The 14,127-nt window shown below is 34.9% G+C and carries 14 protein-coding genes; 6 read left to right on the plus strand and 8 right to left on the minus strand.

Annotated elements, in window-relative coordinates; all coding sequences use genetic code 11:
* Window positions 1-6: 6 nt before the first annotated feature.
* From rfbB to H6F32_RS13615, 3 genes are all read right to left on the minus strand, one after another.
* Window positions 7-1,035, minus strand: coding sequence for a dTDP-glucose 4,6-dehydratase (gene rfbB, locus H6F32_RS13605; RefSeq protein ID WP_190369868.1), 1,029 nt, complete (start codon window positions 1,033-1,035; stop codon window positions 7-9).
* Between the two features lie 8 nt (window positions 1,036-1,043).
* Window positions 1,044-2,042, minus strand: a complete 999-nt coding sequence (locus H6F32_RS13610) for a glycosyltransferase (RefSeq protein WP_190369869.1) — start codon at window positions 2,040-2,042, stop codon at window positions 1,044-1,046.
* Between the two features lie 527 nt (window positions 2,043-2,569).
* Window positions 2,570-2,845 (minus strand): LuxR C-terminal-related transcriptional regulator, encoded by a 276-nt coding sequence (locus H6F32_RS13615; RefSeq protein WP_190369882.1) that lies wholly within the window; start codon window positions 2,843-2,845, stop codon window positions 2,570-2,572.
* A gap of 1,302 nt (window positions 2,846-4,147) precedes the next feature.
* Here H6F32_RS13615 and ctpB point away from each other — a divergent pair.
* Window positions 4,148-5,506, plus strand: a complete 1,359-nt coding sequence (gene ctpB / locus H6F32_RS13620) for a carboxyl-terminal processing protease CtpB (RefSeq protein WP_190369870.1) — start codon at window positions 4,148-4,150, stop codon at window positions 5,504-5,506.
* Window positions 5,507-5,526: 20 nt separating this feature from the next.
* Here the strand turns inward: ctpB and H6F32_RS13625 are convergent, their stop codons facing one another.
* From H6F32_RS13625 to H6F32_RS13635, 3 genes are all read right to left on the minus strand, one after another.
* Window positions 5,527-5,793 (minus strand): DUF3143 domain-containing protein, encoded by a 267-nt coding sequence (locus tag H6F32_RS13625; protein WP_190369871.1) that lies wholly within the window; start codon window positions 5,791-5,793, stop codon window positions 5,527-5,529.
* A 57-nt stretch (window positions 5,794-5,850) separates the two neighbouring features.
* Complete coding sequence (locus tag H6F32_RS13630) at window positions 5,851-6,285, minus strand: J domain-containing protein (RefSeq protein ID WP_190369872.1); 435 nt, start codon at window positions 6,283-6,285, stop codon at window positions 5,851-5,853.
* Between the two features lie 220 nt (window positions 6,286-6,505).
* The gene (locus H6F32_RS13635) at window positions 6,506-6,796 is read right to left on the minus strand and encodes a DNA methyltransferase (RefSeq protein ID WP_190369873.1); all 291 of its coding nucleotides are present in this window, start codon (window positions 6,794-6,796) and stop codon (window positions 6,506-6,508) included.
* Window positions 6,797-7,164: 368 nt separating this feature from the next.
* On the opposite strand from H6F32_RS13635, the gene H6F32_RS13640 reads away from it, so the two are divergent.
* Window positions 7,165-7,716, plus strand: coding sequence for a ferritin-like domain-containing protein (locus H6F32_RS13640; RefSeq protein WP_190369874.1), 552 nt, complete (start codon window positions 7,165-7,167; stop codon window positions 7,714-7,716).
* A gap of 218 nt (window positions 7,717-7,934) precedes the next feature.
* Here H6F32_RS13640 and H6F32_RS13645 read toward each other — a convergent pair whose 3' ends face one another.
* Window positions 7,935-8,816: a fasciclin domain-containing protein gene (locus H6F32_RS13645; protein ID WP_190369875.1), complete on the minus strand. Its 882-nt coding sequence runs from the start codon at window positions 8,814-8,816 to the stop codon at window positions 7,935-7,937.
* Window positions 8,817-9,258: 442 nt separating this feature from the next.
* Here H6F32_RS13645 and H6F32_RS13650 point away from each other — a divergent pair, with 442 nt between their 5' ends.
* Entirely contained in the window at window positions 9,259-10,053 is a 795-nt protein-coding gene (locus H6F32_RS13650; RefSeq protein ID WP_190369876.1) for a glutathione S-transferase family protein, read from the plus strand.
* Window positions 10,054-10,248: 195 nt separating this feature from the next.
* A complete protein-coding gene (locus H6F32_RS13655) occupies window positions 10,249-11,964 on the plus strand; it encodes an ATP-binding protein (protein ID WP_190369877.1) in 1,716 nt (571 codons plus the stop codon).
* A gap of 437 nt (window positions 11,965-12,401) precedes the next feature.
* Here the strand turns inward: H6F32_RS13655 and H6F32_RS20920 are convergent, their stop codons facing one another.
* Entirely contained in the window at window positions 12,402-12,530 is a 129-nt protein-coding gene (locus H6F32_RS20920; RefSeq protein WP_277875066.1) for a hypothetical protein, read from the minus strand.
* Window positions 12,531-12,794: 264 nt separating this feature from the next.
* Between H6F32_RS20920 and H6F32_RS13660 the strand changes: the two genes are divergently transcribed.
* Both H6F32_RS13660 and H6F32_RS21095 read left to right on the plus strand, forming a co-directional pair.
* A complete protein-coding gene (locus H6F32_RS13660; protein ID WP_190369878.1) occupies window positions 12,795-13,790 on the plus strand; it encodes an RNA polymerase sigma factor, RpoD/SigA family in 996 nt (331 codons plus the stop codon).
* Between the two features lie 288 nt (window positions 13,791-14,078).
* The coding region (locus H6F32_RS21095) for a hypothetical protein (protein ID WP_313926638.1) at window positions 14,079-14,127 on the plus strand (49 nt) is incomplete at its 3' end.

Raw genomic sequence — 14,127 nt, forward strand, 5'->3', positions numbered from 1 at the left:
GATAGCTTAATATGATAACAAACGTTGCCACCAATCCTGATTTTTTAAATACCAGTCCACCGTTAAACGCAACCCTTCATTAACAGTAACTTGGGGAAACCAACCCAAGTCTTGTTTAATTTTCTCAGCATTAATAGCATATCTTCGATCATGGCCTGGTCTATCTTTCACAAAAGTTATTAATTTCTGTGCTGGATACACTGGTAAGTTGGTTGCTAATTCGTTCATTATTTCACATAAATTATGCACCAAACTAATATTTTCTACTTCATTATTCCCACCAATATTATAATTTTCTCCCGGTTTTCCTCCTTGAATTACCACATCTAAAGCACGACAATGATCTCCCACATATAACCAATCTCTCACATTTTTACCATCTCCATAAACTGGTAATTCTTTACCCATCAAAATGTGAATACACATCAAAGGAATTAACTTTTCTGGAAATTGAAAAGCACCATAATTATTAGAACAATTAGTAATAATTGTGGGTAAATTATAGGTATGATAATATGCTCTGACTAAATGATCACTACCAGCTTTAGAAGCAGAATAGGGACTATTAGGAGCATAAGGTGTAGTTTCTGAAAATGCCGGATCCTTTGCTCCTAAACTACCATAAACTTCATCAGTAGAAACATGAAGAAAACGATAATGATCAGGTTGATTTTTATTTTGCCAATGTTGTTTAAAAGCCTCTAAAAGTGTAAATGTTCCTACTACATTTGTTTGCACAAATGCCCCAGGTCCAAGAATAGAACGATCTACATGAGATTCGGCGGCAAAATGGGCGATAGTGTCTATGTTTTCTGTTTCTAGGATATCATCAATTAATGAGCGATCGCCTATATTCCCCTGCACAAATCTAAAATTTTTCCTATCCTCAACCTGTCGTAAATTTTCTCGGTTTCCTGCATAGGTTAAAGCATCTAATACTATCAACCTATCATCTGGATAAACGTCACACCAATGATGCACAAAGTTTGCACCAATAAACCCTGCTCCCCCTGTCACCAAAAGTCTTTTATTCATCGTTTTCTTCAACTTATTTTTAAATACTTCTTCTTTACTTTATCAGATATTCGCTGAATTTTTAATTTAATCAACCTAATTTTTGTTAAATTTTCAATTGGTGATGTATAATTACTATAATCATCAAAAAAATCATTAATTTCTCCTAAAATTACTCCTAATCTCTGCAAAATATTCTCATTTCTATACTCATCCAATACCCTTGAATCTAAATGTAAACTTTCAGAAGAACTAATCACCCTTAAAATTCTTTTCACATCATATTCTAAAGCGTATCCACCAATTTTATAACAGTTAAAACCCGGATCTAAATAATCAGATAAACCCCCATTAACACTAGAAAAAACCTGACAACCACAAGCTAAGGCCTCCATCGGTTGTAAACCAAAACCTTCACTTACACCTTGAATAGCCCAATATTCAGCAGAATCATAAACATATACCTTAGCACGATTAAATAAACCTGGTAAATCTTCTACATAAGAATCAACCACAAAGACACGACATTTTTTTTCTAAAGCAGGAATTAAACAATTTAGTAAATATTCGGAGGACTTTCTTACCTGCACTAAAACATCAATATCTCTTGTTTGATGTAAATTAGTAAATTGATTACTAATCACATTTGGTAGATAATACATTAAAGAATGAGGATTTTTTTGTCCCCAATATCCTAGCGTATTTCTACTAACAGTAATAATAGGAATATTAGCTGGTAAATTAACATTATATCCCACACTATGGGCATGATAAATAACATGATAATTCGCTAATTTTTTCGCTAGTTTACTTACATCAAAACCCCAACTCATCACAAAAATTACATCATCCAAATTAGACTTTAATACATCATCTAAAAATAAGTTACCCTCCTCTTTTTGCCGATAGGTAACCACAGTAACATCGCAAATTTTCGCGGCTAAATTAATAGTTTTTAATTCTGCCCATAAACCTCCACAGGCAAATTTATCATCTGTTCCTGGTAATAAAAAATACAATTTTCTCATAGTTTTTTGATGATATACAATGATCCAGGACTGACGCAACTGGCACATTGGTAGGGTGTGGTTCGACAAGCCCATCAACCACTTCAGACAGCATAGCTGCAAATAAGCAGATTCTTAATATGGCCTTGCTGAACTCAGGTATAAAATTGAGAAATTCAAAATTTGAAACTTTGCGTCTAAGGCAAGTGCTTCGCTAATGCGCGAAATAAATATTAATTATACCCCAATTCAGCAACGCCCTTAATATCTGACGCACCCTAACCCCACAACAGATTTTTGGTGTCACACTTGGGTAAGTCCTATGATCTACAAAATTATCCAAATTATATACAATAATGTACATTTGTAGTAGGTTAAGTTGAGAAAACCCAACATTACACATTACAGAACATTATCATCAATGTGCGAGTTGTGTTGTAAAATGGTCAATACAAATAGTAGAGGGTAATAAATTTATTACCCTCCTTAACTTTTTGTACAAATTCACACTTATGGAAATATGTGAAGAAAGAAACTATTAATTAAATTTAGGTAGATTTTGAATTATCCTCAGTAGGTAAACTACAACAGTTAATATCATTCAAGCATACTTTACCCCATTGTAAAGCCCAACGTACTAAAGCAACACGATTATCAGTTTTAGTTTTAGTTAAAACGTTACTGATATGGTTATCAACTGTACGCTTACTAATTTCCAACTTTACCGCAATTTCTTGGTTAGTTAAGCCTGCGGCCACTAAGTCTATAATTTGCAGTTCTCTGTCTGATAAATTAACGGATGTTCCAGACTCACTAGCAGCCATGACTTTTTCCATTCTCCCTTAGTATATTTACTCAATTATTATTTCCCATTTTAGAAGATTCTTGTGAAAGTAGATATTGATAATTGTTGTCAATGATACTATATCAAGATTTTTTTAGGTTTTTATTTGTCTGTGATCAATTATCCAGTATTAAAGTATAATTTTCAACATTTAAAATCATTTAGAATATCAGCATCAAAAATTATCAATTCTCCTTGATGTTCACATTTAAACCTGTGTATTGCCAAAACTGCATATCTACATCGCTAAAATTGCTAATATGTCGGCACTGTGGTTGAACCAGTAGACTAATAGGCATCTTGTGGTAATTAAATGTGCATAACCTCGAAACCTTTGTAGGGACAATTCATGAATTGTCCTTACAATAATTCTCACTACTATGTCTAATAATAGCTGATAGTGAAATTCTGATAACATCTAAAATAGTTTTATATTTGACTATGTTTGACTATATTTTTGTGATTTAAACTCAATACCAAGATTCTTGATTACCAGGAATACTTACTCGGTAACTGTTTCTATTTTTACCAATATTCCATAAGGATCTAAGATAATTTGTGCCATTAATTTAGCACGGAAAACATGACTACCAAAAGTAATTTGATCTTATGTACACAGTAGCATCATAAAAATTATCAAAAATTAACCTAGCGCAATTTTCTAACCATACCTGTGCGGATGTGGATTTTTCTCTGTGAAAAATTAACCAAATACAAGGATCAAGAGAACTACTTGAGATTAAAATAGGAGTGTCTAGATTTTCCTTTGCTAATTTTGCAACGTAAATTTTTTTACTAATGCTACCTCCTCAGACAAAAAAGCATCTACAGGCTGGAAAGAAGCAAAAACTAAGGTTATAGTAGTAACAACAACCAACATAATTAGGAGCTTTGTTTGCCCCAATTGCGGTTATGACATACCGCGAGATTTTAATGGAGCTTTGGGGATTTTCCTCAAGGCAATGTGGGATACCACCTTTATCAACTCAGTTGGTAATGTTGTACTGGACCTTCACGATATCTCAGATGTCAGGGAATGTCTCGGTTAAAAGTATCAGTAAGCGGAAAACCCAAGATAGCTTTTGTAGCAATTTATGTCGTAACTTAATAAGTTGTCAGAAAATTAACCTTTGATTAAAACCATGAAAACTAAATTATAAATGACAGCAATTCTAATTAGAAAATGCTATGTTAATGGCAATGATCGGGGGTCATTCATGACACTTGCTCAAGTGTCTCTTTCACAAAATGTCAAAAACACAACTATTCCAACTAATTATACATGAACCAATCAGCGAAACGTTATTCACCCCTTCAAGCAGCTTTGATTGGTGGTGCGATCGCCACAACTGCTACTCTCTCTCTAGTTGGTCAAGCATGGACACGCAGCGTTAGCGCGGCTTTACAAGATAGTCCTAAAGCATTAGTAGACCAAGTTTGGCAGTTAGTAAATCGTGAATATGTTGATGGTAAGTTTAATCAACAAGATTGGCAAGCCATTAGACAAAGTTTATTAAGTAAAGACTATACATCCAAAGAGGATGCTTATACAGCGATTCGTGAAGCGTTACAAAGATTAGGAGATCCTTATACACGATTCATGAATCCTCAGCAGTATGAATCTTTGACAAACCAAACTTCTGGAGAAGTTTCTGGGATTGGGATTAGGATGGAAGTCAATGAAAAAACTCAGCGACTGACTGTCATTGAAGCTATTGAAAATTCTCCTGCACTCCAGTCCGGATTACAACCAGGTGATGAAATTATCTCGATTGATGGTAAATCTACTGTAAAAATGTCAGTGGAAAACGCCTCAAAATTAATTCGTGGCCAGGTAGGTACATCTGTAAAACTAGAGCTACAAAGAAACGGTAGAACTCCTTTTGAAATCAAATTAACTAGAGCTATCATTGAAGTTCCTACAGTTCGCTATACTCTCAGGCAAGAAAATGGTCGGCGAATTGGGTATATTAAATTAGAAGAGTTTAGTTCCCATGCAGCGGATCAAATGCGTCGGGCTATTGTGAATTTGAACAAACAAAAGGTAGATTCTTTTGTATTGGATCTACGTGGTAATCCTGGCGGTTTATTAAATGCGAGTATTGAAATTGCCAGAATGTGGTATGATAATGGCGGTATAGTCAAGACTGTGAACCGTAAAGGCTACAGTGACGAAACTAAGGCTAATCGTACCGCTCTTACTAATTTACCTTTGGCTGTATTAGTAGATGGTAATTCCGCTAGTGCTAGTGAAATTCTCACTGGTGCGCTCAAAGATAATAAACGAGCAGTTGTAGTAGGTAGTCAAACTTTTGGTAAGGCTTTAGTACAGTCGGTTCATGAATTATCAGATGGTTCTGGTTTAGCTGTAACTATTGCCCATTATTATACACCCAATGGCACTGATATTAATCACAAAGGTATTGTACCCGATATTAAGTTGGATCTGACACAATCCCAAGAAAAACAGTTAGCATCTAACCCCAGCTTAATTGGTACTCAAAGTGATCCGCAGTATGCTCGTGCTGTGGCCGTGCTATCTAATGGTGGTAAAATAGCTAGAAATGAAGCTGATTCTGTGAATACAGGTTCACAGTCTTTGAGTATTCGTGCTGAAGACTTGAAGCTAGGTGAAAGGTAAAAGGGAAAGCCCAGGAATAGTTATGGACCCGCAAAAATAGCTTGTTCTATATCTTTGCGGGTTAGTGAATATTTAAAAGAACGTTGAATATCTTGGTTGTTTTGGCCTGCTTGGAAATAACGGACGGTAATTTGTTCTACATCTAACCATAGTTCTGCTTTCCAAGTAGGTTTAGTAATGTGCCAACAGTGTAATTCATTGCGGTCTTGTTGACAACCTTGGTTCTTTAACCATTCTTCAATTTGGGGGAGAGGATGACTGTATAGAGGTGTGTTTGCTGGTAACATAAGAATTAGTAATTGGTAATTAGTGATAACTGACTATTGACTGCTGACCAATAATAACTATAATGGATCACCGCGTAGAATGCTAATAGCGATCGCTAAACCAAAACAACCAATAAAAGTTAATCCTAGTATAAATAATGCAAAAATTTCGCCAGGTGATAAAGGTCTATCACTTGCATCCAAATACATTGACTTAGAATAATCATAAGGTTTATGAACAGGATGATCTAGGTCACTAGGTATTTGAATGACACTAAATCGAGAATAACCTATTTTAATATCATAATTAAGGCGTTTATCTGGACTGCTAAGAGTAGCATAGGCCTCATTAATTGCTTGGAATTTAGCAGTAGCAACAGGATCAGGTAATTCCGCCGTATCAGGATGATAAACTTTACTAAGTTCCCGATATGCGCGACGGATATCTATAACAGACGCAGATGGATGTAATCCTAATAAGGAGTAATATGTAGTTTCCTGATTATGATTCACGGTAGTTTTGCAGTTTTTAGTAGAGATATTTTTTATATTATAATTGGTGATTGGTAATTAGTGATTGGTAATTGGTGATTAATCATTGATAATTCTATAGATGTTGAATAGAAAGTTTCTATGATGACTTTATAAGAAGTTCACTAGTAGAGAAGTTTAGGAATTTTCAGGATACATAGTTTCTACAGTTTCTTGAAAATCCTGCATAGCGTTATCATGATTACGTAAAAACCAAGATTGATGATTTATCTAAAATATCGTAAAGATAGGAAATAAATCTAAATCCGATAAATACATAGATTGTACCATGAGGTTTTAAAATTCTATAGGCTTCTTTAGTCCACTTTCTGGAAAAATGCAAATATTCCTCAAAACTTTTAATGTCGTGATTATTGCCATATTCTTTTCCCAAATTATAGGGAGGATCAGCAATTACTAAATCCACTGTTTCTGATGCTATTTCTTGCATTTTAGTAATAGCATCACCAAGAATTATCTTTTGTTTAATCATCAGATTTTATCCACCCATTTTGATATGCTATTTGAGGTGTTAATTTAATCACTAAGACATAGGATATGTTAATAAATTCTATCTTAGTTGTAAGGTGCATCAGATGGAAAACATCCATTTATTTGCAGGATTAATACAGTCTGACGCACCCTACTATTTAGAGTACTTAGTTGTAAGGTGCGTCAGATGGAAAACATCCATTTATTTGCAGGATTAATACAGTCTGACGCACCCTACGAATATTCTAATTGCGTAAGTCCTGAAATTCTATCTTAGTAGCATGGTTAAACTGTATCTGTAGGATGAGGAGAATCGGAAAAAGTGACATTAGGGTTAAGAAGAACTGCCATTTTTTTGGAGTATAAATCATGGTTCAACTTACTGAACGCCCAGCTAGTAAAAAAATCACCACTTTACAACAACAGTTTATCTATGAAGTGAGTAGGATGTATGATGCCGAAAATCGCTTTTTAGAAGCACAACAAATGATGTGGGAATGCTGTCAAAACAATCAGCTAAAATCAGTAATTGAACCACATATTCAGGAAACAGAACAGCACGTAGATAACTTAGAAGAAATTTTAAGCATTTTAGGAGAACAACCACAAAGAGTTACCTGCGATGTTGCGGCTGGTTTAATTAGTGAATGTCAAAAGTTTAGTTTGTTAGGTGCTAGTAATCCTAAGATTGTTGATTTAGGTGTAGCAATATGGCATACTAAAATCGAACAACTAGAAATTGTTTCCTATCGGTTTTTAATCAAAATTGCCGAACAGATGCAACAAGCCCAAATTGTGCAATTATTAGAGCAGAATTTGCGCCAAGAAGAACAAACTGCGCAAAAACTGGAACAAATGATTACTACATTATTGCAAGATTGCAAACAAGCTGATACTAAAACCACAGCTAAATCTCGGTAATTCCTAGCCGTCAGCAGTCAGTTATCAGTTATCAGCTAAGAATAAAACAGGACTTACGCAACTGGCACATTGGTAGGGCGTGGTTCGACAAGCGCACTAACCACGTCAGACAGTATAAATCATGTAAATAAACTGATTTTTTATATCTGATGCACCCTACAACAGATTTTTTCGTGTGACACTTGCGTAAGTCCTATCAAAAACTGACTACTGACTCCTTAAAGACTAGGAGGTAAAATCAAATTATCAATTACATGAATTACCCCATTACTACCTTGAACATCTGATTTAATTATTTTTGCATCATTTACTTCTATAACATCTCCATTAACTTTTATACTAATAGGATCTCCTTGTAAACTTTTTATTTCCTTGGTTAATTCTTGAGCAAGCACTTTTTGAGAAACAACATGATAAGTCAATATCTTCAATAATACTTCTTTATTTTCTGGTTTCAATAAATCTGCTAGTGCATCTTTCGGTATTTTATTAAATGCCTCATCTGTAGGTGCAAAAATTGTAAAAGGTCCAGTTCCTTGCAATACATCTTTTAATCCTGATAGTTCTAAGGCTGTAATTAAGATTTTAAAAGATCCTTGAGAATTAGAATTATCCAACACTATTTTAGATTTTTCCAACACTAGTATTAAATTTCTCTTTTCTTCAGTTTCCATTACTGCTGGGGTGGTTCCTGTGGGATTAGTTGCTGGAGATACTTGTGTATTTGTTGGTGTATTTGTTAGTGTATTTACTGGGGTGGTTTCTGTGGGATTAGTTGCTGGAGATACTTGTGTATTTGTTGGTGTATTTGTTAGTGTATTTGTTGGTGTATTTACTGGGGTGGTTTCTGTGGGATTAGTTGCTGGAGATACTTGTGTATTTGTTGGTGTATTTACTGGGGTGGTTTCTGAAGCAGGTTCTTTAGTGGGTATGGTTTGAGGAGTCTTTTTTCCTCGATTATAAGGAGGTTCGTTAAAAATACTTGGGTTAGGATTAATAATTTCCTTAGCTGGTGATGGAACTGGTACTAATAAACTCATTCCTGCTAAAGTTATTATACTAGTAATTTTTCTCCAAAGTCTGTTGTAGTCAGTTTTCATAAATCTTGTTTATGGTTTATGGTCAGGTTGTATTTTATATTAGTTATGGATTGGTTCACAAATCATAATATGAAATTTTGATAAATGTTTTGAGATTGATATCTACGTAAATGTTAAGTTTGAATAAAAATAAGGCGTTGCTGAATTGAGGTATGATATGTATTTCCCGCATCAGCGAAGCGAAGCACTTGCGTTAGACGCAAAGTTTCAAATTTTGAATTTTTCAATTTCATACCTGAGTTCAGCAACGCCAAAAATGATTATTAATTGAATTTGTACGTACAAAATGATACAAAATGATTCAGAAAGTCATGATGCTTTCGTTAAATAACTTCCTGTTATAGTAAATTAGAACTAATCAACTGCAATTCATAGTAGAATTGGAGAAATTCAGGCTAGAATCATCACATTACCAAGATAAATCAGCAAAGAAGTATCGAATATGATTGAATTATATCAGTGGGAACTATCACAATTTTCTGAAAAAGTCCGCCTGATCCTAGATTATAAAGGATTGGAATACCGTAAAATCGAAGTTACTCCTGGTATTGGCCAGGTAGAATTATTCCGCTTGACTGGACAGCAAAAAGTACCAGTGATTAAAGATGGTAATAGATATGTTGCAGATTCTACCGCGATCGCTAAATATTTAGATAAGGAATATCCAGATCGTCCTTTAATTCCTCAAGATCCTAAACAACGGGCTTTAACTCTATTATTAGAAGAATGGGCTGATGAGACTTTCAGTGTTAAAGGTAGAAAAGTTTTATTTGCTACCATTAGTCAAGATCAAGAGTTCCGTAAATCTCTATTACCTAATGCTACTCCAGATATTTTTAAAAGTTTTCTGGATGTTGTTCCCACAGACTTTTTCTCAGCGTTGGGTTTTGGTGTAGGTTTTACTCCTGATGTCATCAGTGCAGCCATTACCAGTGTACAAGAAGATTTACAAATGTTTTCTGATTTATTGGCTAATAACCCCTATTTAACAGGTGATGAACCCACTTTATTAGATTTAACGGTGGCCAGTTTATCCATTTTAATCAAGTTTCCTGATGGTCCCTATTTAGATTTACCCGCATCTTTACGAGGTAAGGGACTACCAGCTATAGCAGATAATCCTAACAATGAAGCGTTTTTTAATTGGCGCGATGGCCTTTATTCACAATTCAGAAAACCATTATCCGGTATCACTAGAGCAGTAGATAGTTCACCTCATAGAATTGAAATTGATTAAAGCTATTATTAGTCAGGAGTCACAAGTTAAGCTGTTGTGCCTTTAACTTGAATAATTAATACAAGCAAGATGCTTGTGCTACTGTAACTTCAGGTTTTTTAATTACACAGTGAGTGCTGCACATTAGCTTAGTAAAATTATATTACCAGTTATCAATTGTCAATTACCCATTACCAATCACCAATCACCATTATAATGAAAGCCTTACAACCATTAGGTTCAGTAATTGAAGGTTCTTTAACTGGAGGTTTAGAAGTTAGGTTACATCCTGATATATCCGTAGAAGATATGCGGGTAGGTAAATTTTTAGTCGTTCAAGGGGTGCGATCGCGTTTTTTCTGTATGCTCACAGATGTATCATTAAGATCATCTAATGCCCGTATTATCGCCAACCCCCCCAATTGGGATGATCATTTCCTTAGGGAAGTCTTAGCTGGTAGTGGAACCTATGGCATGATTAATTTAGCACTCATGCTTATGTTTACTCCGGAAACTACTGCCACAACCTATTCTCCCATGGATTTTATTCCCTCTAGCACTGGTTTAGCATCCTTTCAACCCCAAACCAATACCACCATAGAACTATTACCCGTTAAAACCATTCCCAGCCATTTTAGCCAAGTTTATGAAGCTAATGAGGATGATTTTCGCAAAGTCTTTGGTTGGGAAGATGATCCTCAACGTAAAAACTTTTCTATCGGTAAACCCTTAGATATGGATGTCCCTGTTTGTATAGATTTAAACAGATTTGTAGAACGCAGTAATGGTATTTTTGGTAAATCTGGTACGGGTAAATCTTTTTTAACGCGATTAATTTTAGCTGGTGTGATTAGAAAAAGTGCTGCTGTAAACTTAATTTTTGATATGCACTCAGAATATGGCTGGGAAGCAGTGGCGGAAGGTAAAAACGTGAATACCGTTAAAGGTTTAAAACAATTATTCCCTAAATCAGTGGAAGTATATACACTTGATCGAGACTCTACAAAACGGCGTGGTGTGAGAGATGCACAAGAGTTATATTTAAGTTATGAACAAATAGAAATAGAAGATATTAAATTATGTAGTCGTGATTTAGGACTTTCTGAAGCAGCATTAGATAATGCTAATATATTATTTAGTGAATTTGGCAAATCTTGGATTATTCAATTACTTAACATGAGTAATGAAGATATTGATATGTTCTGTGAGGAAAAACGCGGACATAAAGGTTCTATAATGTCGTTACAACGTAAATTATTACGATTAGACAGTTTAAAATATATGCGTGGATCTTGTCCACAGAATTATATTAATAAAATTTTGCAATCTTTAGAAGCTGGTAAAAATGTAGTTGTAGAGTTTGGTTCGCAATCAAATATGCTTTCTTATATGTTAGTGACAAATATGATTACCAGACGTATTCATGAACATTATGTAAAAAAAGCAGATAAATTTCTACAAAGCAAAAATCCTTTAGATCGGCCTACACCATTAATGATTACCATAGAAGAAGCCCATCGTTTTCTTGATCCAGGAGTAGTACAAAGTACAATATTTGGGACCATAGCTAGAGAACTACGGAAATACTTTGTAACACTTTTGGTAGTTGATCAAAGACCTTCTGGCATAGATAATGAAGTTATGTCTCAAATAGGGACTCGTATTACAGCATTATTAAATGATGAAAAGGATATTGATGCAATTTTTACAGGTGTATCTGGTGCAGGAGGTTTACGTTCAGTTTTGGCGAAGTTAGATTCTAAACAACAAGCTCTTATTTTAGGTCATGCTGTACCAATGCCTGTAGTAGTGCGTACTCGTCCTTACGATTCGGTTTTTTATACAGAAATAGGTGATGTAGCATGGGAAGAAAAGAGTGATGCAGAAGTATTTGCAGCGGCCGAAGTCGCCAAAGCGGATTTAGGTTTTTAGAATTGTGGACTACACCACACTACCCTATCATGGCTAATAGCTAAAGTTTAGTGAATTAGACTTAAACTAGAAGTTAATAGTTATTTTTAGTTATGTTTATATGAATTTTACTAAGCTGTTGTGCTTTTAATTTGGATAATAGATGGAAGCAAGATGCTTGCACTACAATAATTTTAGAATTTTAGGTTTTTTAGTTATACAGTGAGTGCTGCACATCAGCTTATTAAACGCAGGAATTCACTCCTAGTCGGGCTTATTTTGTGTGGCTGACTCCCGACTCCCGACTCCAAAAAATTAACCTTTCGTAACATCCCTCTAAATTAGAGTACATCTAGTTCGGTTATCCCACTATTGAAAAGCAACATAAGAGGGATTTTTGCCGTCACTATAGATATGTAAAGATAATGTAAGGAGATGACTGGGAAATTATAAAGAAATTACGGAAAAATGTTGACTTGTTTTGTAGCCTTATTAAAATACTGATCCTGCCAATTTATCAACTTTACTGTTGACTGATAAATGCGACGGGCAATTTTATGAGTTGGTTCTACTCCAGAAACAATCATTTTAGGAAATAACCTGGAACTATAACCTCAAAAAACCTAAGAATAATCTTGCGTAGTCATCATATAATTGCAATATCTCACAGAAAACAACCGATAAAAATAAAGGAGATGGCCTTAACAGGAGCTTAAAAAGATAATAATTAATAGTAGATTCCTATATTCACTAAATGTCTATAGTTGACTACCAAAATACTCTTGTTAAGATTTTGTTAAAAAAATTATTTATTGTGTTTAAATGTTTAAAGAATAGAGGAAACCGCACCAATGACTACAATTAACAGTCAAAATAATAATAAAACTGAAAATATCAATGCCAAATTTACGGCTGATATGGTGCGAACCTATCTGCGAGAAATTGGTCGTGTACCTTTGTTAAGCCGTGAACAGGAGATTATTTACGGTAAACAAGTACAGCAAATGATGGTTTTCTTAGATGCTAAAGAAGCATTAAGTGATAAACTGGGTTATGAACCTAGTATAGCAGAGTTGGCTGAAGAAATTAATGAGCCAGAAGCAGAAATTAACAAAGCAATTATCCAAGGTAAACGAGCTAAACAAAAAATGATTGAGGCTAATTTACGTTTGGTAGTGGCTATTGCTAAAAAATACCAGAAAAGAAATATGGAATTTCTGGACCTAATTCAAGAAGGAACTTTAGGTTTAGAAAGAGGAGTAGAAAAGTTTGATCCCATGCGGGGGTATAAATTTTCCACCTATGCTTATTGGTGGATCAGACAAGCAATTACAAGAGCGATCGCTCAACAAGGGCGGACAATTCGCCTGCCAATTCATATTACTGAAAAACTCAACAAAATTAAAAAAGTTCAACGAGAATTATCTCAAAAATTGGGGAGATCACCATCTCCCACAGAAATAGCTAAAGAATTAGAATTAGAACCTGCTCAAATTCGTGAGTATCTGAATATGGCGCGTCAACCTGTGTCCTTGGATGTGCGCGTTGGTGACAACCAAGATACAGAATTACAAGAACTCTTGGAAGATAATGGACCGTCTCCTGAACATTACACCACTCAGGAATTTTTACGAGAGGATCTAAACAATATTTTAGCAGAATTAACACCACAACAGCGGGAAGTATTGGCTCTGCGATTTGGTTTAGAAGATGGTCATGAAATGTCACTGGCCAAAGTGGGGGAAAGGTTAAGTCTAAGTCGGGAACGGGTTCGACAGTTAGAACATCAAGCACTCGCCCATTTACGTCGTCGTCGTGCTAATTTTAGAGAATACGTTGCTAATTAGAAATACAGCCAATTGCAGGTAAATGACATTGGTAGGGTACGTCAGACAGTATAAATCATGTACAGAACCCAATTGTTGATATCTGACGCACCCTACAACAGATTTTTTAGTGTGACACTTGCGTAAGTCCTATTTATAATAAATATTTATAATAAAATTTTAAAACTTATCATAAAATGCGATCGCTACTAGAAAATATCACTGAGTTAGGAGCAATGATGACTTGGGCATTCTATCAGTTCTCTCTTTCCTCTTGAGCATTTGTGTAACCGTTACGGTTCCAAATTAGTGAGAATAACTGAAGAATATACATCAAAGACTTGTACTAAATGCGGTC

Origin of the sequence: Anabaena sp. FACHB-1237 (genome assembly GCF_014696225.1) — a bacterium.
Classification (GTDB): Bacteria; Cyanobacteriota; Cyanobacteriia; order Cyanobacteriales; family Nostocaceae; genus FACHB-1237.